Source organism: Thalassotalea agariperforans, from assembly GCF_053470345.1.
The window spans coordinates 1-21,057 of sequence record NZ_JBQMWH010000017.1 but is presented as its reverse complement, the minus strand read 5'-3'; the positions used below and the strand labels follow the sequence as shown (position 1 = coordinate 21,057).

Sequence of the window (21,057 nt, the reverse complement as noted above, 5' to 3'; positions counted from 1 at the left end):
ACACAGCTCAACAATAAAACCTACTTGTGATTATTGCTAGTAAGCCAGTGCTCATTCACAATGAAAGAATATTGGTTTTATACGGTCTATTAGGTGCTAACGCTACTTTAAAGGAAAAAATATGAAAAAATTATTACCACTTATTTTATTAGTCACAAGTTTTAACGTTTTTGCCAAACCCATCGCCGAAAACGCTGATAGTATTCAGCCATTATTAAACGGCCAAATGATCCCTGATGTTAAGGTTGTCACTACCAACAATACCACACCAAGTTTAAAAGCCTTATTAAACGGTAAAAAATCAATTTTGTTTTTCTATCGTGGTGGTTGGTGTCCATTTTGTAATACTCAAATGGGACAATTGAAAAAAATTGAAAATCAACTTGCTGATATGGGCTTTCAATTAATTGGTATTTCAACCGATAGCGTAGCTGACTTAAAAGCAAGCATCAAAAAACAAGATCTTAATTACCAATTATTATCTGATTATCACTCAACCATCAGCCAAGCTTTTGGTTTAGCTTATTTTGCCTCGGAAAAAACCACTGAAAAATACGTTGCTAAACTCTCATTAGGCAACCCGCTACAAACCAACAAACTTAATCAGCAACGTTTGGTACTACCGGCGCCAGCAATTTACATTATTGATCAGCAAGGTTTAGTGCAATTTAATTATGTTAACCCTAACTTTAAAGTGCGTTTACATGAAGAGTTATTACTGAAAGCGGCAAGTTTAGTAAAATAACCTGAACTAAGGTTAAACAATTAACTAGTACGATATTCACCATTCATTATTTGCCCATAATGCGCAATATCGTACTATTTCTTATCCGTTAGCTGTTATTTATTTCAGGTCTGAATGTGTATACTTAGCGGTATGATAAAACCTGATTTACAGCCAACAATACGCCAATTACCTAGTAGCCCTACGAGTAAAACGGTTAATAAACACCATTATCGCTTGAATTGTTTAAGCACTCGCTTATCAAGCGATGAAGTGGTTATTGAAGAGCCGTTACAAATTAATTTGGTGTCGTTTGAGCAGGCAAAAAATAACTACCAGCAACGAGAACTGGCCGTGATCATGCGGACACCTGGCGATGATGTTGCTTTAATTACCGGCTTTTTATTTTCGGAAGCGGTGATCACCACAGCAGCCGATATCTTATCGATCAAAATTGCTAGCGATAGCGAAACCAATAATATTGTTGAAGTGGAACTTGCCAAACACATTACCATTGACTGGCCCAGTTTAAGTCGCAGCTTTACCAGCCAATCAAGTTGTGGCCTTTGTGGCAAAACTTCGATTAAGTCACTGGCACTAAAAACACAACAATCCGTGAATAACGAACAACATTGGCTAAACATGGCTAGTATTCCGCAACTTGTACAGCAATTAACAAAGCAACAAAGCTTATTTATTGATACTGGCGGTGTTCATGGCGCTGGTTTAATTAATAACGAACAGTGGATTAGTATTCGAGAAGATATTGGCCGACACAATGCCGTTGATAAAATTATTGGCGATATTGTCATGCAACAAACAGCGATTGCTCGCGCCATTTTATTATTAACTGGCCGCGTAAGTTTTGAATTAATGCAAAAAGCTGTAATGGCGGGTATTCCGGTAATTATCGCAGTCGGTGCGCCGTCGAGTTTAGCTATTGACGTTGCCAAACAATTTAATATTACCTTAATTGGGTTTACCAAAAATCAGCAATTTAATGTCTATCACGGCAACTGGCGGATCAATTCTCAAATTGCGCCGCAGAGCAAACACGAGCACATATTATGACGGTAAAAAAATACAACGGCTCTGCCGGTGGTTGGGGCGCATTAAAAAGCACCGCTAAACATTTATTAAAAAGTGAAAACGTTGCCCGTAATATTAAAAATTTATTAAAAACCAATCAAGATCATGGTTTTGACTGCCCCGGCTGTGCTTGGGGAGAAAAAGACGAACCCGGTCGATTTCGTTTTTGTGAAAATGGTGCCAAAGCGGTCAATTGGGAAGCCACGGCTCGCCGTATTGATGGCGAATTTTTTTCGCAATACACAGTTACCTGGCTGAACAAACAAAGTGATTATTTTTTAGAATACCAAGGCCGTTTAGCAGAGCCTTTGGTGTATGACCAAGCAAGTGATAAATATCAAGCCATTTCATGGCAAGCAGCCTTTGACTTGATCGCTAGTGAATTAAATAAATTATCCGATCCGAACCAAGCAGAATTCTATACTTCTGGCCGAGCCAGTAACGAAGCGGCTTTTTTATATCAATTATTTGTTCGCCGTTTTGGCAGTAATAACTTTCCTGATTGCTCAAACATGTGTCACGAAGCCAGCGGCGTCGCCTTAAAAAGTGCCATTGGCACAGGCAAAGGTACTGTTACTATTGATGATTTTGAACATGCCGACGGTATTTTTGTTTTTGGCCAGAATCCCGGCACCAACCACCCACGTATGCTTGATACCTTAAGTAAAGCCGCTCATCGTGGTGCCAATATTGTCACCTTTAATAATTTAAAAGAACGTGGTTTAGAACGTTTTACTAATCCGCAATCCCCCGTTGAAATGTTAACCGGCGGCAAAGCGATCACTAAACAATATTTCACCCCGAAACTTGGTGGTGACATGGCTGTTGTGCGTGGCATAGTAAAAGTATTATTGGCTCGTCACCAACAAGCATTAAGTGAAAATAAACAAGTATTTAATGTTAGCTTTATCAATGAACATTGCCTTGGTTTAGAGCAATATTTGCAAACGGTTGAGCAAACGCCATGGTCGTTAATTACCGAGCAATCAGGGTTAACAACCGCCGAAATTACTCAAGCGGCTGATTTATTTCAACAATCTAAACGGGTAATTATTACTTGGGCGATGGGAATTACCCAACATAAACATTCCGTTGCCACCATTCAAGAGTTTACTAATTTACAGCTATTATTTGGTCATATTGGTCAAAAAGGTGCGGGCTTATGCCCGGTACGTGGCCACTCTAACGTTCAAGGTGATCGCACCATGGGCATTAATGAAAAGCCTGAACAAGCTTTTCTTGATGCGCTTGAAAACAGTTTTCATTTCAAACCACCACAACAAGCAGGTCACAATACCGTTGAAGCGATTCAAGCAATGTTAAATGGTGAAAGTAAGGTCTTTATTGCACTAGGGGGTAATTTTGTTGCAGCAACGCCTGATACCGAAATTACCACACAAGCACTGAGTAACTGTGATTTAACCGTCAACATTGCCACTAAATTAAACCGTAGCCACTTAACCCACGGCAAACAATCATTAATACTGCCTTGTTTAGGCCGTACCGATATTGATATGCAAGCCACAGGGCCACAATCGGTTACCGTTGAAGACTCATTTTCCATGGTCCACGCTTCACAAGGTGTGGTTGCCAGCAATACTAAGAACATGCGTTCAGAGCCCGCCATTATCGCTGGCATTGCGCAAGCCACCTTAGGTGCTAAACCTGTCGATTGGTTAGCTATGGCAAGTAATTACGACTTAATTCGCGATGCTATTGCTAACACGATTCCCGGCTTTGCTGATATGAATAATAAACTGAAACAACCCGGCGGTTTTTATTTAGGCAATAGTGCGGCCCAACTTCAATGGTTAACAAAAACGAACAAAGCACAGTTTCATAGCCATGATTTACCTGATGATATTGTGCCTGCGCCAATAAGAGCCTTATCCAATAATAAAATTTTTGTCTTACAAACCTTACGTTCTCATGATCAATACAATACCACTATTTATGGTTTTGAAGACCGATATCGTGGTATTAGCGGCGAACGCAATATTATTTTAATGAATACACAAGATATTACTGATTTGAATTTAGTTGAAGGTGAGCGAGTTGACGTAACCAGCTTATGGCCGGATAAGAAAAAACGACAAATAGTCAATTTTAAATTAGTGAGTTACGACATTCCCAAAGGTAATATTGCTGCTTATTTCCCTGAAGCGAATCCACTCGTGCCACTTGCCAGTAATGGTGATTTAAGCGATACCCCAACCTCAAAATCAATAGCGGTAATTATTGAAAAAACACAGCAAACTGCAGCTATTTTATAAAGCTACAGTTTAATATTAAGTAAGCTAGGTTAGCTGAGCTCGGCATGTTAGCAACCGTGGCCTTACATTTTGCTGATAAGTGTCGATATTTTAGCGCATACTTTATCGGCATTATCAGGGTGAAATAACTTGCTTTGTTTAGTTCCGGTACAGCTTTGTTGGTAAAACTCGGTGATCGATTCAAGCGAACTAGTGATCACTTTTAAGTTTTGTAATTCTTCCGGTGAAAAACCAATAAATTCCGCTTTCAGCTCCTCATAAACACCATCTAAATTAGACTTAAAAGTTACCTTAGTTGACTTTGCCATGGTATCTAAAAATTCCGCTTTTTTTTCCTCATACCATTTATTTATTTCTGGGTTCGGATAAAAGTGCAAATATAATGCGATTCCAACGATTAAGATCAATATTTTTTTCATGATTTACCATATAATAGTTAACTGCATCTGCTAATAAACGATTTTATTGTTAACCATAAGCCGTTTACAGCAGGCTAACAATATACGTCAACATGTCTTGAATCAAGGATTTAATGTGAGCACTAATAACAAGCAAGACAACTCTCCAAAAACCCAAAGCCCTGTGGCTACGCATATTCCAGTAAAAAACGTTAAAATTCATCACCCTAAATCGAAAAGTGATGAAAAATACGCACCTCGTGATCAAATCTACGTTCGTAAAGTAACCGGATTTTTTCAGCGTTTGCGTCGTAAAATGAATTTCTTTTTTTTAGGCGTTTTTGCCTTATTGCCTTGGTTACAATATAACGACAAACAAGCCATTTTATTCGATATTACTGAGCAACGTTTTAATTTATGGGGCTTAACCTTGTGGCCACAAGACCTTACCCTGTTAGCTTGGTTATGTATGCTTGCCGCTTTTTTACTGTTTTTTGTAACTACCTTTGCAGGCCGTGTATGGTGTGGTTATTTATGCCCACAAACCGTTTGGACCTTTATTTTTATTTGGTTTGAAGAAAAGCTTGAAGGTACCGCTAACCAACGTAAAAAACTTGATAGCCAAAAGCTTGATTTTAATAAATTTTGGCGAAAAACGGTCAAACATTTCTGTTGGTTACTATTTTCAATTTTAACCGCTTTAACCTTTGTTGGTTACTTTATGCCGGTAACGGAAGCGTTTAGTACATTCTTTACCTTTGATATGTCATTTGCCGCCGCCGCAACGGTATGGTTTTTTGCTTTTTGTACCTATGGTAATGCCGGTTGGATGCGTGAAATCATGTGTTTACATATGTGTCCTTACGCCCGTTTTCAATCTGCCATGTTTGATAAAGATACCGTCACCGTAACCTATGATTATAATCGTGGTGAAAATCGTGGCCCACGAGGCCGTAAACAAGATCCAAAAGCGCTTAACTTAGGTGACTGCATCGACTGTAATTTATGTGTCCAAGTATGCCCAACCGGTATCGACATTCGCAACGGTTTACAATATGAATGTATTAACTGTGGTGCCTGTGTTGATGCTTGTGATGGAGTCATGGATAAAATGAATTACCCCAAAGGGCTAATTCGTTACGCAACAGAGAATGAATTAAAAGGAAAAAAAGTTCACTTTTTACGCTCTAAACTTATCGGTTATGCTGTGGTATTAGTTGTGATGACTGGCTTATTAGTGTGGGAAATTGCCAACCGTGAGCCATTATCTTTTGATATTATTCGTGATCGCACTGAGCTTGCTCGGGAAAATTTTAACGGTGAAATAGAAAACGTTTATACCTTTAAAATTCTCAACAAATCACAAACCGACAATACTTATCGCTTATCGGTGAAAGGTATTAACAATGCAAAATGGATTGGTGAACAAGAAATTACCATTAAAGCCGCCGCCGTTTATACCTTACCTATCAGTATTGCGGTAGACCCTTACGATTTATCGGGTTACATGAATGATATAACTTTTGTGATTGAACAAGTTTCACCACAAAATGATGTTACCATAGAGCACAATACTCGCTTTTTTAATAAACGTTAATGGCTGTTTTTGATTTTTCTTCTTTATCTCCCGACTTGATACTAGATGGTATTGAGTCGCTCGGCATACGTGTCGAAAGTGGCTTATTAGCCCTGAATAGTTATGAAAACCGTGTTTATCAATTCCATGATGAAAACAAAGTAAAATACGTCACTAAGTTTTATCGCCCCGAGCGTTGGCACTTGGCACAAATTCAAGAAGAGCATGATTTTGCCCTTGAACTAGAAGCTGAAGAATTACCCATTGTTGCCCCTTTAGTTATCGATGGCCGTAGTTTATTCGAATATCAGGGCTATTATTTCGCCCTGTTTCCATGCCGTGGTGGCCGCATTTTTGAAGTCGATAACCTTGACCAGCTTGAATGGATGGGGCGCTTTGTTGGGCGTATTCACGCTATTGCCGCGAAGCATAGCTTTAAACATCGGCTCACCATGAACAGCCAAGAAATGTTATTTGATGCCCGCGAACACATTAAAAACTCACAATTTGTGCCAAGCTCATTAGATGTACCATTTTTTACTATTCTCGACCAAGTTGTCGACGTTGCTGCCGAGCAATTTCAAGCCAACCAACACGTTGAACAAATTCGCTTACATGGTGATTGCCATGCCGGTAATATTTTATGGACAGATGCTGGGCCACACTTTGTTGATTTAGACGATTGCCGCCAAGGCCCTGCAATTCAAGATTTATGGATGATGTTATCAGGTGATCACCAACAACAATTGTTACAATTAGATACTATGGTATCAGGCTACGAAGAGTTTTATTCATTTGAACATAAGCAACTAGTCCTGATAGAATCATTACGTACTATGCGTGTTGTTAATTATATGGCATGGTTATGTAAACGCTGGCAAGATCCTGCTTTTCCAAGAAATTTTCCGTGGTTTAATACTGAAAAATATTGGGAGCAGCAAATTTTAATTTTAAAAGAGCAAATGTCAGCACTACAACAAGCGCCATTAAGTTTATTGCCCACTCACTTTTAATTTGGGTAACATTTAAGGAAATATGAATGAAAAAAATTGCCAGTATTATTGTTTTTGCCATGATCTCTTTTGTTGCATCATGTGCAGAGTATAAAGAAGGTGAGCATTACACCAAAGTTAGTGATGAACTAAGCAGTAAGCCAGAAATCCGAGAATTCTTCTCTTTTTATTGCCCACATTGTTTTAAATTTGAACCCTTTTTTGCCGATGTAAAAAAGCAATTACCAAAAGAAATTAGCTTTGTCCGTAATCATGTAGATTTTTTACGTGCAGCTTCACCTGAAATTCAGTTTATGCTGACTAAAGCTGTTGTTGTTGCTAAGCAACTTAATGTTGAAGAACAAATGGTTGGCAAATTATTTAATTATATTCATGTGCAACGTGCTAGCTTTGCTTCAGAACGTGATATTCGAAATGTTTTTGTTTTAAATGGTGTTGAACCGGCTAATTTTGATAAAGCGTTTAATAGCTTCTCAACCAATAGCATCGCCAAACAAATGAAAAAAACACAAGACTTTTACGCCAATAAACGTGCTATTACTGGCGTACCAGCAACAATTGTTAACGGTAAATACCGTATCAATATACAAGCCTTAAAAAATAGCAGTAACGAAGCTGCCATCGCAGATTACGTTAAGTTAGTAAAACATTTACAAACCTTAGATACTTTTTAAACGTTTGCCATGTAGATATAACAACTGTTTATCAACGTATTAAAAAAGGAGCCTCGGCTCCTTTTTTGTTATTGATAATTAACCTAATACCATTCCGTATAAGCTCAGGATAAGGTTATTTATCTTCTTTTAACCAACGTGCTACTTGTTTAGCAAAATAAGTTAATATGCCGTCAGCGCCTGCGCGTTTAAATGCTAACAAACCTTCCATAACACACGGTTTTTCGGCTAACCAACCATTTTGAATGGCAGCCATATGCATGGCATATTCACCACTGACTTGGTAAGCGTAAGTTGGTACTTTAAAATTATCTTTCACCAAACGCACAATATCTAAATAAGGCATACCGGGTTTTACCATTACCATATCCGCACCTTCCGCAATATCTTGCGCAACTTCGTGTAATGCTTCGTCACTATTGGCAGGGTCCATTTGATAAGAAAATTTATTGCCGCCTTTAATATTTCCGGCTGAACCAACAGCATCACGAAATGGGCCATAATAGTTCGACGCATATTTTGCTGAATAGGCTAGTATGCGGGTATTTACAAAGTCGTTTTCTTCTAAAATTTGACGAATAGCGCCAACACGGCCATCCATCATATCTGACGGCGCAACAATATCAGCACCCGCTTGTGCATGTGATAAGGCTTGTTTAACCAAAATATCTTTAGTGACTTCATTAAGCACATAACCATCATCATCAATGATGCCGTCTTGGCCGTGTGTGGTGAACGGATCAAGCGCTACGTCGGTAATAACACCTAACTCAGGGAACTTTGCTTTAATCGCTCTCACGGTGCGCTGAGCTAACCCTTCGGGGTTGTATGCTTCTTCTGCCATTAACGACTTTTTATCGCTCGGGGTTACCGGAAAAATTGCAATCGCCGGAATGCCTAAGTCAACAAGCTCTGCTGCTTCTTCTAATAATAAGTCGATACTTTTACGCTCAACACCCGGCATAGAGGCAATACTTTCTTTTTGATTTTCACCTTCTAAGACAAAAACTGGATAAATTAAGTCGTTAACGGTTAACTGGTTTTCAGCCATTAAACGACGTGAAAAATCATCTTTACGCATACGGCGTAAACGCTTAGCCGGATATTGTCCAAATGATGGAGACATGAATTTATTCCTCAATGCTTTTAAGTAAGATAGGATCTGCCAGTTGTACTTGGTTTCTACCTTGTTGTTTAGCGTGATAGAGCGCCTGATCAGCTGCGCTAAATAGCGACTCAGGCGAAGCACCTTCTTGTTGCTGATAACAACTGATGCCACAACTAATGGTTAATGGGATCAGCGTCCCTTGATAATCAACTGACAATTGGCTAATTTTATGACGCAATTCATCAGCGAGTGCCATTGCCCCTGCCGACTCTGTTTCCGGTAGAATTAAACAAAACTCTTCACCACCATAGCGACAAGCAACATCACTACTGCGATGTAATGATTGTTTTAGCAATTGTGCCACCGCCACTAAACATTGATCACCAGCAAGATGACCATGAGTATCGTTAACCTTTTTGAAATGGTCAATATCGATAACAACGATGCTTAACGCCGATAAATTACGACGACTACGGCGATATTCAGCTAGAATTTTTTGATCATAATAACGACGGTTAAATAGCCCGGTTAAATCATCAATGGTAGTTTTTTTAGCTAATTCACGATTAACATCTTCAAGTTCTTGCAAAGCGATATGCAATTCTAATGTCCGCTCTTGTACTTTGTTTTCAAGTTCATCTTGGCTTTCTTGTAAGGTGTTTTCAAATGCTAATTGTTGCTTTGTTAACTTATCAGCAAGTACTTGGTTATCGTTTTGTTGTTTGTTGATTAACGCCACTAAAGCTTGATTTACTTGCCACGACAAAGCACTTAACAAGATTATCGAAGCCGACAATAAATAGGCGTGAGGCAGCAAGATAACGTCGCTATATAAAACAACAATACTCGCTAATGCAGCAATAGCATTAAATACCACATTTAAACTGAATAAGGTTTTTAACCAAGCCGTTGTTATACCTGATAATTTAACCTTAACCACTAATTTGAAATTAAAAAAGAAAGCCGTTAAGTAGATGAAAAGAAAGCCGGTTGTTGATGAAAATAACTGGCCGGTCAGCACCAGTACAACCAACAATACAATGGCATACACGATTAAAAATTTGTTCTGCAAAAATTTAGTCATTTAAGGTAAACACCTTACGCGCATTCTGCGTACTATGCTGGCTAATTTCAGCGGTTGAATAACCGGTGCATTGCGCTAACATCTCAACAACAAAAGGTAAATAAGCCGGTTCATTACGGCTACTTTTGGGCTTAGGGCGAATATTTTGAGGTGTTAAATAAGGGCCATCCGTTTCAACCATTAAACGTTCAAGCGGAATATACTTTACGATATCACGTAAGTCTTGTCCGCGTTTTTTATCGCATAACCAACCTGTGATACCAATATACATGCCATGATCTAAACATTTGATTAATTGTGCTTTATCACCAGTAAAACAATGTGAAACCAAAGCCGGTACTTTATCTAAGTAGGGGATAAGTAAATTAAGCCAAGGTTCAAAAGCATCGCGCTGATGTAAAAATAATGGCATGGATAACTTAGCAGCCAATGCTATTTGTTCTGAAAAAACCCGTTGCTGATTTTCCGGTGTTGAAAAGTTTCGATTAAAGTCTAAACCACATTCACCAATCGCTTTAACATAAGGTGATTGTGCAAGCGCGGTTAACTCTGCTAAATAATCGGCACTAACATTATCGGCATCATGAGGGTGAACACCTGCGGTACAAGTGAGTATCTCCGGATATTGCTGACACAAAGTTAATGCTTGTTTACTGGTTTTTTGGCAAGTGCCTGTTACGATTAATTGATGTACTTGAGCTTGTTTAGCACGAGCAATGACATCCGCACGATCTTTGTCAAAACGGTTGTTGGTGAGGTTTATGCCAATATCAACTAACACAATATCGGCTTATTCAAGGCTTAATAACATAACAAAGGGTTATTCTTCTTGCGCTTCAGTGTCATGGTCAGTTTTTTGATAAAATGACGCAATAAACAAACCTACTTCGAACAATAACAACATAGGTAAAGCAAGTAAGGTTTGTGAAATAATATCTGGCGGTGTTAACAACATCCCAATCACAAACGCAGCTACCACAATATAAGGACGTTTTTCTTTTAAACTAGCAACCGTTGTAACGCCGGTCCAACACATCAAAATAATTGCAATAGGAATTTCAAATGCGACACCAAAAGCAAAAAATAGTTTTAAAATAAAATCTAAATAGCTCGAAATATCCGTTGCTATCGTTACTCCTTCAGGTGCTACCGAATTAAAAAAAGCAAAGATCACCGGAAATACAATAAAGTACGCAAAGGCAATACCAGCATAAAACAGTAAAGTGCTACCTAACATTAATGGTGCTATTAAGCGTTTTTCATTTTGGTATAAACCTGGCGCAATAAAGCCCCATATTTGAAACAAAATAACAGGAATAGCGATAAATACCGAAATAACAATGGTCAATTTAAAAGGGGCAAAAAATGGTGACGCAACATCCGTTGCAATCATTTGAGCATTCTCTGGCATCGTGGCTAATAGCGGCTGCGCAACGTATTGATAAATGTCTTGGGCAAAATACACCAAACAACAAAATACAATTAACACCGCTAAAATGGCACGTAATAAACGATTACGTAACTCTAATAAATGATCAAATAAAGTAAATTGCGCGGTAGAAGAATTAGTCATTCTAAGATTTATCACCTGGGTTAGCTATTGTATTATCACTTGCTTTCATTTGATTTTCTGGTTCTGCTAGCGACTTATCTGTATCAAATGGACGGTTCACCATATTAGCCGCTTCTTTTAATGATTTAACCGACTCAGCAAGTTCAGGTGATAAGTTTTCCATATTCATTTGTTCAGCTTTTTTTAAGTTTTCATGTAACTCATGAACACGTAACTCTTCTTTTAGTTCGGTTTGTACATTGTTACTAAAAGTTTTTACTTTATTCACCCAAGCACGCACCGAACGAATAGCCGTTGGCAGTCGTTCTGGCCCTAAAACAACTAAGCCAATAATGCCAATAATGACTAATTCCCAAAAGCCGATATCAAACATGAATTACGCCTGATCTTTCTTTTTTTCTGTTGTTTTTTCACTGTCCACAACTGACTCAGCTGCTTTTTTTTCAGTGATCGACTCAACCGGTTTTTCATCTTCAGACACTGCTTTTTTAAAGCCTTTAATAGCCGAACCTAAATCACCGCCTAAACCGCGTAACTTTTTAGTACCAAATAATAAAACCACGATCACAGCAACAATTAATAATTGCCAAATACTGATACCACCCATAAAAAATACCTCTAAAGATTGAATTGTTGTAATTATAAAGTTTTAATAAGAAAAATCACTAAATACCTTTAGGTACTTATGCTGTTAAAAAAAGGAATTCTTACTATTATTTGCACAAGTCTTTTTGCGACTTGTCTATTAGCTCAGGAAGAGCCGAAAAAAGCAATGCCTAATCCACCTAACCTTGATAATAATCAAGCGACAGAATTAAAAACACCTGAAACAGAAGAAGACTGGAGCCATAAATTTCACCTGCGGGTTTCTAATAGCGTCCATCGCTCTGCCATTTGGTTTGATAGTTTTTTTATGGAAGAAGGTGACGAACAAATTTCACCTAAAACCAGTGCCCGTATTAAAGTTGGTTGGGAACCTAAAGCACGAGATTGGAGTGAAGTGGGGGCTCGTTTTAAATTAAAAGTACGGCTGCCCCACTTTAAAGATAAAGTGGATGTGATTTTTTCAGACAGTGACGAAGATCAATTTGATAACTTGCCGCTAGAGTCTATCAAGGTTAATCAAGAGCTTGATGATGCTAATTTTGCCGCGGCGATTCGCTATATTTTTAAAGATAAAGAAAATTATGTCACAGATACTCGTTTAGGTATTTCTGGTGGCGATATTTTTATCCGCGCTCGTCATAAGCGTACTTATAACTGGCTTGAAAATCATAGCTTTAAGTTTGAACCGGCCCTGTATTATTATTTGGATGACGGTTTTGGTTCACGTTTATTATTGGAATATAACTATCAAATCAATGATTCTGAACAATATCGTATCAATTATAGTATCCGAGGTTCAGAATCTTTTCATGGCATCCGTTGGAAGCATGGGTTTTACCATTTAAAACAACTGTCAAACGATAAAGCGAGTATTTGGGGCTTGCAGGCTGAGGGTGAAAGAAACGGCGAGCGCGGCTTTGTTGTTGATAAATATACCCTAAGTTACCGTTACCGCTTTAACGCCTTAAAAGAGTGGCTATTTTTTGAAATAGAGCCTTTTTTTGAATTTGCCGAAGAGGAAAATTACAAAACAACGCCAGGCTTAGCATTACGAGTGGAAGGTTTTTTTACTAAACACGATTAAACGCGGTTTAGGCACGCTCAGCTTCTATAAAATCAGCAATAGCGGGGTTCAGCATTTTGCTAGGTTTGTTCAAATGATAACCTTGACCAAATTCGCAACCTACAGCTTTCAATTTATTTAACATTTCTTGGCTTTCAATGCCTTCAGCCACTAACCGGTAACCAAATTGCTCACCTAAAGTATGCAACGCTTTTACTAAGGCTAAATTGCTGTCGCTCGTTGCTAATGAACGAATAAAGCTGCGGTCGAGTTTAATAAATTCAAACGGATAGCTATGTAAAAAGTTAAATGATGATAAACCTGAGCCATAATCATCTAAGGCCAATTTAACACCAAATTCTTTCAGTTTACGCAGCCCTTTTAACGCTAAATCGGCATGCTTAGCAAAAGCATTTTCATTAAACTCTAAAATTAACCGTTGTGGTTCAATAGTATGCTTAGCGATCATCGCCATTAATTTTTGTAATTGATTTGCTTGCGTTAAATGACGACCTGATAAATTAATTCCAATAAAAGCATTATGATGTTTATCATTTTCAGACCAACGCTTTAATTGCAAACTAACTTGTTCAATTACCCAATTCTCAATATCTAAAATAACGCCGGTTTCTTCTGCCATATAAAGAAAATGACTAGGGGTTAATAAACCTTTGGTTGGATGCTCCCAACGTAAAAAGGCTTCAAAACCAATAACATCAGCACTATCTAAACTTGATATCTCTTGATAATGTAATTCAAATTGCTGCTCTTTAATGGCGATACGTAGCTCTTGTTCAAGCGTTAGGCTTGCAATAAGTTGTTCACGCATACTGTCATCAAAAAAGACGTAGCGCCCACGACCTAAACTTTTCGCTTGATACATAGCAGCATCAGCATCACGCAAAATTTCACTAGCGTCGCGATATTGCTGGTTAAACATGGCAATACCAATACTGGCATTGGAATACAATTCATTCTCGTCAATAGTAAAAGATTGACTAACTTTGCTAATGATCCGTGTCGCTATTTCTTCAACATCATCTTGTGATTGAAACGAATCTAATAAAATAACAAATTCATCACCACCTAAACGTGCTAATAAATCATTTTCTCGCACACATTCGGTTAACCGTTTTGAAATTTCAATCAAAAACTTATCACCGGCTAAATGGCCTAAAGTATCATTGATCATTTTGAAACGGTCTAAATCAATAAATAACACTGCAAATCGTTGATTGGGATGGCGCTTATAATGACTAAGTGAATATGTTAAACGATCAGAAAACATCGAACGGTTGGGTAATTTCGTTAATGCATCGTGATGAGCGTCATGAAATAATTTTTCTTCTGCTTTTTTACGCTCTTCAATTTGCATTCGTAACTTCAAATTGGCAATTTCTAGCGCTTTTGTCCGATCTTTAACCGTATGCTCTAAAGCATCTTTATTTTGCTGCTCTTGCAATTGAATACGCTTGCGAACAATAGCAATAGCGATATGTTGCGCGACAAAACGAATTAACTCTAAGTCACTTTGCTGGTAGGCATGCTCATTTTGATAATCTTGTACCGCAAACATGCCAAACACTTCATTTTGATCAATCAAAGGTGAAGATAACCAAGCTTTTGGCATAGGTTGCGTGGTTTGTATGTCATACAATTTTTCTTTTAATACCCGGCCACGAGTCGTTAAAACATACTGAGCATCGTCACAAATTAAAATCGGTAAACCTGCTTTAATGGTTCTTTCGGACAAACCTTTACCAAAAGGCCTTGTCACCATTTCGGTAATACGCTGATCAACAAAATAGGGGCACTCTAGGGATTTTTTATCTGGTGATACCAAAGCAATATAAAAGTTATCAGCGGGTAACAAACGCTTAATAGATTGATGCAACGCTTGATAAAAGCTCGGTAAATCTTGTGAGCTTGCCGTAATTTCAGATACCGCTAATAACACTTCATGAATACGTTGTGCTTTTTGACGCTCAGCAATTTCTTTTTGTAATTCATGATTAATTTTCGTGAGCTTTAAAGTACGCTCTTGAATGCTTTGTTCTAATAATTCACGACTATGGACTCGATCAATCGCCGTCACTAAATGCTCAGCAATAAATTCAAGCAGTTGGCAGTCTCGGTCATCAAAATAATGTTTGGCATCATAGCTTTGTAAGGCTATTACACCAATAACTTGTTGTCCGCGTTTAAGTGGCACACCAAGCCAATCAACACATGAAGTGCCATGTATGACAATTTTTTCGGCTTTCATTAATGCCATACGCTCAGCTGAACTACAATGTATAGAGCGTTTTTCATTAAAAACCAACGCCGTTAAACTCTGCTGCCAATGCGCAGCATCTAACTGCTGAATTAATTGTGCTTCTTGTTTGGTGTTGGCATAAGCAAGCGCTAATCGACGCTCGTCATTCGCTAAAACAATATGGAAATTATCAGTAATTAACAGCGCACTCACAACACTGTCGAGTGCTTGATAGAAAGAGTTGATATCCGTAATGGTACCGGCAAGCTCAGACAGGCGAAGCAACCCTGATTGCATCGTCCTGACTTGTCGGTATTTATTGAGCAACGACTTTAATTTGGGTAATTGTCGTGCCGCTTTATCGGTGTTCGCCGGTACTTCCATTAGCGTAAATGATTAATTTTGTTGTTATTAGTATAATTTTTATGCCGTCCATACTAACAAAATTTTCACAAATAACTAGTGCAAATATGATTTTTGTATAATAAAAAACCGACTTTTGTCGGTTTTTTGATTCAAATAGTATCGCTTTAGTTATTAAATCATTGAATTTTTTAACTTAGCTAAAGCATTTTTTTCTAACTGACGAACCCGCTCAGCAGAAATATCATATTGATCGGCCAACTCTTGTAACGTTGCTTTGTTATCGTCTAACCAACGAGTACGAATAATATGTTGGCTACGATCATCAAGTGTCACTAAAGCGTTTGATAAACGCTTGTTAGCATGTGCATCCCAGTTTTCGTTTTCAACCGAAGTAGCTAAATCAGATTGTTTATCTTCTAAGTATTGTGCTGGCGAAAAACTACCCGTAGATGCTGAATCATCATCGTCAGAAGAAAGCTCAAAAGCTTGATCTTGACTACTCATCCGTGATTCCATTTCCATCACGTCTTTGGTTGTCACTCCTAAGGTGTCAGCCACATTTTGTACTTCTTCTTGGCTAAACCAGCCTAAACGCTTTTTATTTTTACGTAAGTTAAAAAATAATTTACGTTGTGCTTTGGTAGTAGCTATTTTCACTACACGCCAGTTTTTAAGTACAAACTCATGTATTTCTGCTTTGATCCAATGAACAGCAAATGACACTAAGCGAACACCCACTTCAGGGTTAAAACGCTTAACCGCTTTCATTAACCCGACATTACCTTCTTGAATTAGATCCGCTTGTGGTAAGCCGTATCCGGCATAACCTTTTGCAATATGGATAACAAAACGCAAATGCGACATGATAAGCTCTTGTGCCGCCTGTAGGTTATTCTCATGATACAATTGAGTAGCTAATTCGAGCTCACGCTCTGCTGTCAGCATAGGGATGCTATACGCCGAAGACGTATAGGCTTCAATACTACCACTTTGTGGGATAGTTAAAGCCATTGTTGGTGCTGAATTACTCATAGTAAACCTCGTTTTTCATACGCTAGCTCGCGATACTAGCACGCTCGTTATAAATTTGCGACCATCTTTTCTACCAGTACCTTGGCGATCAGTCAATAAAAAATCAATGTATTTTCACAAAGGCCTGTTATATTCTTAAAAAAATAATAAACAATAAAAATTTTAACAAGACATCCCCTCGTTGTAAATTTTAGAAGTCCTTTAGGAGTGCTTGTGTATTCATATGTTGCCCGACAACCAATTATTGATTTAAATCAGAATCTTATTGCGTACGAGCTACTCTTTAGAGATGGTGAAAGTAATCAATTTCCGAATATTTGCCCAGATCAAGCTACCTCAAATATTTTAACTAACAATCATTTAACCTTAGGTATTGAAAAAGTTACTAGTGGCCATACAGCATTTATTAATTTTCATGCAGATACTTTGATCAAAAACTTCCCAAGTTTTTTAGATCCTAAAAATGTAGTCATTGAAATATTAGAAGATGTACCAATCACCGATGAATTAATTGATGCCTGTAAAGAACTAAAAGCAAAAGGCTTTAAATTTGCGTTAGATGATCATGACTTTGACCCTAAATGGGACATTTTTTTTCCTCTGATCGACATTATTAAAGTTGATGTTTTAGATGCCAGTATTATTGATATCAGCCGCTACATTAGACGATTGCAAGATTACAACATTACTTTATTAGCTGAAAAAGTTGAAACTAAAGAGCAATTTGAGAAATACAAATTACTCGGTTTTACGTTATTTCAGGGTTACTTTTTTGCGAAACCCGAAATGATCAAACAAAAAAAAGCCAACACCGCTAAACAAAATATTTTAGAACTCATACAACACGCAAGTGCAAAAGAGATGGACTTTAGCAAGATCAGCGATACATTTAGTAAAGACCCTGGACTTACCTATAAACTACTGCGTTTTATCAATAGCCCTGTATATGGTCGAAATCAAGAAATCACTTCTCTTAAACATGCCTTAGCTTATATTGGTGAATTAGAACTAAAAAAATTCATCTCCTTGTTAGCGCTATCTGATTTAAGTAGTGGAAAATGTATGGAATTGATGCGCTTCTCTTTGGTACGAGCAAAGTTTTGTGAAATTATTTCTGAAAAATTACATGATGATAATAATCCACCAAAAGCATTTTTAACCGGTATATTATCTTTAATTGATGGGATTTTAGATCAACAGATTAATACCGTATTCGATATCATTCCAATTCATAATGATATTAAAGAAGCATTAATGAATAAAAACAATTACCTCAGGCATTATTTAACGTTAGCAAAATTAACCGAACAGGGCGATTGGAAAAAATCGAGCTTATTAACCATCAAGCTAGGCTTGGCAAACAAAGATACTTATAATGCCCATATGCAAGCCATTGAATGGGCTGATGATATATTAAAACAAGCTTAATCAGCTGTAGGTTCGATATCACGAATATGTCGACGGACCGACATAAAACTACCAAGTAAACCTAAAACGACCGCAAATCCAATAATCAATAACAATTCAGAAAATGACAACATGGTTAATTCGATTTTTTGTTGATAAACCTCAGTTAACGCTGAAATTGCACCTGATAAATACTGCGCTAATATCGCTATTGCAAAACAAGCAAAAACACCACCTAAAATACCATACCAAGCACCCGCATATAAAAAGGGTCTTTGAATAAAGCTGTCGGTTGCGCCAACTAATTTCATTACCGCTATCGCATCTTTTTGATTGAGAATAGCTAAACGAATAGTATTGCCAATAATTAAGACAACTGAGCTACATAATAAAAAGCCAATGGCAAAAACAATATCTTCTATTAAAGTGGCAATCGCTTCTAAGCGGGTTAACCACTCTAAATCGAGTTTACCTTGTTCCACTTCGCGCTCTTGCGTTAACTTATTCAATAACTCTTGTGCGGCTTGTGCTTGGCTTGAACGCTGAGTTGGGGTAACTAACACAGTAGCGGGTAATGGGTTTTTTGCTAAATAACCAAGGGCATCACCAAAACCAGATAATGCTTTAAAGTCAGTTAGTGCTTGCTCAGCTGAAATATAAGTAACGCTAGCGACTTCGGGATATAACTCTATTCGGCTAACAAAATTTTGTGCGCTTTTTTCACTAATTGATAACTTTAAAAACAGGCTAATTTCAGAGGCTGAATTCCATTGTGCAGTGATTTGATTCGCGTTTTTAACAAATAATTGCAGAGTGGCGGGTAATGATAAACTGATGCCCAACACCAATACTGTCATCGCGGTAGTAAAGGGTGTACGCCACAACTCTCCTAAACTACCCACAGCTTGCTGTAAATGGCGAATAGGTAAAGAGACAAGTTTCGTAAAAAAATTAACTTGTGGTCGGCTGCTTTGATAACCGTCGTTTTTTTTCATTGTTTTAGTCATCAACTAATTCTCGCTGCTGTAAACCATCAACAATGCCATCAGTGATCATAGTGCCATTTTTTAACGTTAGGGTGCGATACTTCATTCGCGCAATTAAGCCTAAGTCATGAGTGGCAATTAACACACAAACTCCAACAGAGTTAAATTCTTCAAATAACTTAATAATATCTAAAGATAATTTTGGATCTAAATTACCGGTGGGTTCATCCGCTAAAATCACTGGCGGTTTATTCACAATTGCCCGTGCAATGCCTACCCTTTGCTGTTCGCCACCAGACAACATATTCGGGAAACATTTAGTTTTATTCGACAAATGGACTTTTTCAAGCGCGGCATCAACTCGTTTACGAATTTCTTTATGGCTATAACCTTCAATAATCAGCGGTAGTGCCACATTATCAAAAACGGTTCTATCCATCAGTAAGTTATGGTGTTGAAAAATCATCCCGATGCTACGACGCACATAAGGAATTTGCTTGTAGGCAATCCGCGCTAATTCGGTATTATTAATTTGAATACTACCGCTGGTCGGTTTTTCCATTAAGCTGATCAGCTTAAGTAAGGTACTTTTACCGGCACCTGAGTGGCCGGTTAGAAACGCCATTTCACCTGCAGCAAGTTCAAAACTAACGTTTTTCAGTGCTAAAAATCCACCAGGATAAGTTTTACTTACATTTTTAAAGTGGATCATACCAAGTGAATTACACCAAAGTTGCCGTTATTATGGGCATTATCATAAAACGACAACTGAATATCTACAACCTTAATCTTGTTCAAATAAAGCATCAATAAAATCATTGGCAATAAATGGTCTTAGATCATCAATTCCCTCACCAACCCCTAAAAAGCGAATAGGAATATTATGCTTGTCGGCAATCGCAAAAATAACACCACCTTTCGCGGTACCATCAAGTTTTGATAAAGTAATACCGGTAATATTAACCGCTTCATTAAATAATTTTACTTGGCTTAATGCGTTTTGGCCGGTACCCGCATCTAAGGTTAACATCACTTCATGAGGGGTGTTAATGTCGAGTTTTTTCATCACTCGCACCACTTTTTTCAACTCCTCCATTAAGTGACCTTTATTTTGTAAACGCCCCGCTGTATCGGCAATTAACACATCAATACCACGAGCTTTTGCTGCACTAATAGCATCAAAAATTACTGACGCACTGTCAGCACCCGTATGTTGAGCAATAACCGGAATATCGTTACGCTCGCCCCATACTTGTAATTGCTCTACCGCGGCCGCTCTGAAAGTATCACCAGCCGCTAACATCACTGATTTGCCTTGCGCTTGAAACTGTTTAGTTAATTTGCCAATAGTAGTCGTTTTGCCCACACCATTAACACCAACCATTAAAATCACATAAGGATCTTTTGATTCAGGGATCACGAGCGGCTGATCAACTGGGGCAACAATCTTTTTCAGCTCATCTTTTAATAATTCATAAAGAGCTTCTGCATCTTTTAATTGATTTTTACTAGCCGATTCCGTTAATGAGTCAATAATTTTCGACGTGGTTTCAACCCCAACATCTGCTAATAATAAATGGGTTTCTAATTCTTCAAATAAGTCATCATCAATTTTTTTGCCACGAAAAATATCAAATAAACCACCGCCTAAGTTTTGTCGGGTTTTACTTAAACCCGCTTTTAAACGAGCAAAAAAGCCTTTTTTGGGCTCTGGCTCTGGCTCTGGCTCTGGCTCTGGCTCTGGCTCTGGCTCTGGCTCTGGCTCTGGCTCTGGCTCTGGCTCTGGCTCTGGCTCTGGCTCTGGCTCTGGCTCTGGCTCTGGCTCTGG

Annotated in this window: 20 protein-coding genes; 8 read left to right on the top strand and 12 right to left on the bottom strand. The window is 38.1% G+C overall.

The window, feature by feature from the left end; genetic code table 11:
* Positions 1-121 precede the first annotated feature (121 nt).
* The 3 genes from ACSLUO_RS15935 to ACSLUO_RS15925 all read left to right on the top strand — a co-directional run bounded on the left by ACSLUO_RS15935 (position 122) and on the right by ACSLUO_RS15925 (position 4,086).
* Positions 122-745, top strand: coding sequence for a peroxiredoxin family protein (locus ACSLUO_RS15935; protein WP_448250019.1), 624 nt, complete (start codon positions 122-124; stop codon positions 743-745).
* A 114-nt stretch (positions 746-859) separates the two neighbouring features.
* On the top strand, positions 860-1,795 hold the full coding sequence (fdhD, locus tag ACSLUO_RS15930) for a formate dehydrogenase accessory sulfurtransferase FdhD (protein WP_448250017.1): 936 nt from the start codon (positions 860-862) through the stop codon (positions 1,793-1,795).
* Complete coding sequence (locus ACSLUO_RS15925; protein ID WP_448250016.1) at positions 1,792-4,086, top strand: FdhF/YdeP family oxidoreductase; 2,295 nt, start codon at positions 1,792-1,794, stop codon at positions 4,084-4,086. Before fdhD ends, ACSLUO_RS15925 begins: the two co-directional genes overlap by 4 nt.
* A gap of 62 nt (positions 4,087-4,148) precedes the next feature.
* Here the strand turns inward: ACSLUO_RS15925 and ACSLUO_RS15920 are convergent, their stop codons facing one another.
* Positions 4,149-4,505, bottom strand: coding sequence for a hypothetical protein (locus ACSLUO_RS15920; RefSeq protein WP_448250014.1), 357 nt, complete (start codon positions 4,503-4,505; stop codon positions 4,149-4,151).
* Between the two features lie 163 nt (positions 4,506-4,668).
* On the opposite strand from ACSLUO_RS15920, the gene ccoG reads away from it, so the two are divergent.
* Genes ccoG through ACSLUO_RS15905 form a run of 3 tightly spaced genes read left to right on the top strand, consistent with a single transcriptional unit; the run spans position 4,669 to position 7,747 of the window.
* Positions 4,669-6,081, top strand: coding sequence for a cytochrome c oxidase accessory protein CcoG (gene ccoG, locus ACSLUO_RS15915; protein WP_448250081.1), 1,413 nt, complete (start codon positions 4,669-4,671; stop codon positions 6,079-6,081).
* The gene (locus ACSLUO_RS15910; RefSeq protein ID WP_448250013.1) at positions 6,081-7,073 is read left to right on the top strand and encodes a serine/threonine protein kinase; all 993 of its coding nucleotides are present in this window, start codon (positions 6,081-6,083) and stop codon (positions 7,071-7,073) included. Before ccoG ends, ACSLUO_RS15910 begins: the two co-directional genes overlap by 1 nt.
* Before the next feature lie 26 nt (positions 7,074-7,099).
* Positions 7,100-7,747: a thiol:disulfide interchange protein DsbA/DsbL gene (locus ACSLUO_RS15905; RefSeq protein WP_448250011.1), complete on the top strand. Its 648-nt coding sequence runs from the start codon at positions 7,100-7,102 to the stop codon at positions 7,745-7,747.
* 115 nt (positions 7,748-7,862) lie between these two features.
* On the opposite strand, the gene hemB is transcribed toward ACSLUO_RS15905, so the two are convergent.
* From hemB to tatA, 6 genes are read right to left on the bottom strand one after another with little or no spacing between them, the layout of a single operon-like run.
* Entirely contained in the window at positions 7,863-8,873 is a 1,011-nt protein-coding gene (gene hemB, locus ACSLUO_RS15900) for a porphobilinogen synthase (protein ID WP_448250009.1), read from the bottom strand.
* A gap of 4 nt (positions 8,874-8,877) precedes the next feature.
* On the bottom strand, positions 8,878-9,939 hold the full coding sequence (locus ACSLUO_RS15895; protein WP_448250007.1) for a GGDEF domain-containing protein: 1,062 nt from the start codon (positions 9,937-9,939) through the stop codon (positions 8,878-8,880).
* On the bottom strand, positions 9,932-10,720 hold the full coding sequence (locus ACSLUO_RS15890; RefSeq protein WP_448250005.1) for a TatD family hydrolase: 789 nt from the start codon (positions 10,718-10,720) through the stop codon (positions 9,932-9,934). Before ACSLUO_RS15890 ends, ACSLUO_RS15895 begins: the two co-directional genes overlap by 8 nt.
* Before the next feature lie 39 nt (positions 10,721-10,759).
* On the bottom strand, positions 10,760-11,512 hold the full coding sequence (gene tatC, locus ACSLUO_RS15885; protein ID WP_448250003.1) for a twin-arginine translocase subunit TatC: 753 nt from the start codon (positions 11,510-11,512) through the stop codon (positions 10,760-10,762).
* 1 nt (position 11,513) lies between these two features.
* Entirely contained in the window at positions 11,514-11,885 is a 372-nt protein-coding gene (tatB, locus tag ACSLUO_RS15880; protein WP_448250001.1) for a Sec-independent protein translocase protein TatB, read from the bottom strand.
* A gap of 3 nt (positions 11,886-11,888) precedes the next feature.
* The gene (gene tatA / locus ACSLUO_RS15875; RefSeq protein WP_448249999.1) at positions 11,889-12,119 is read right to left on the bottom strand and encodes a Sec-independent protein translocase subunit TatA; all 231 of its coding nucleotides are present in this window, start codon (positions 12,117-12,119) and stop codon (positions 11,889-11,891) included.
* A gap of 165 nt (positions 12,120-12,284) precedes the next feature.
* Here tatA and ACSLUO_RS15870 point away from each other — a divergent pair, with 165 nt between their 5' ends.
* Positions 12,285-13,202 (top strand): hypothetical protein, encoded by a 918-nt coding sequence (locus tag ACSLUO_RS15870; protein WP_448249998.1) that lies wholly within the window; start codon positions 12,285-12,287, stop codon positions 13,200-13,202.
* Between the two features lie 7 nt (positions 13,203-13,209).
* On the opposite strand, the gene ACSLUO_RS15865 is transcribed toward ACSLUO_RS15870, so the two are convergent.
* Together ACSLUO_RS15865 and rpoH are read right to left on the bottom strand one after the other, a co-directional pair.
* On the bottom strand, positions 13,210-15,822 hold the full coding sequence (locus ACSLUO_RS15865) for a DUF484 family protein (protein ID WP_448249996.1): 2,613 nt from the start codon (positions 15,820-15,822) through the stop codon (positions 13,210-13,212).
* A gap of 153 nt (positions 15,823-15,975) precedes the next feature.
* Entirely contained in the window at positions 15,976-16,836 is an 861-nt protein-coding gene (gene rpoH / locus ACSLUO_RS15860; protein WP_448249994.1) for an RNA polymerase sigma factor RpoH, read from the bottom strand.
* Between the two features lie 213 nt (positions 16,837-17,049).
* Here rpoH and ACSLUO_RS15855 point away from each other — a divergent pair, with 213 nt between their 5' ends.
* The gene (locus ACSLUO_RS15855) at positions 17,050-18,264 is read left to right on the top strand and encodes an EAL and HDOD domain-containing protein (protein WP_448249992.1); all 1,215 of its coding nucleotides are present in this window, start codon (positions 17,050-17,052) and stop codon (positions 18,262-18,264) included.
* Here ACSLUO_RS15855 and ftsX read toward each other — a convergent pair.
* From ftsX to ftsY, 3 genes are all read right to left on the bottom strand, one after another.
* A complete protein-coding gene (gene ftsX, locus ACSLUO_RS15850) occupies positions 18,261-19,250 on the bottom strand; it encodes a permease-like cell division protein FtsX (protein ID WP_448249990.1) in 990 nt (329 codons plus the stop codon). The two genes, ACSLUO_RS15855 and ftsX, sit on opposite strands and share 4 nt — an antisense overlap.
* Entirely contained in the window at positions 19,243-19,941 is a 699-nt protein-coding gene (gene ftsE, locus ACSLUO_RS15845; protein WP_448249988.1) for a cell division ATP-binding protein FtsE, read from the bottom strand. The genes ftsX and ftsE overlap by 8 nt, the downstream gene beginning before the upstream one ends.
* A 72-nt stretch (positions 19,942-20,013) precedes the next feature.
* The coding region (ftsY, locus tag ACSLUO_RS15840; RefSeq protein ID WP_448249986.1) for a signal recognition particle-docking protein FtsY at positions 20,014-21,057 on the bottom strand (1,044 nt) is incomplete at its 5' end.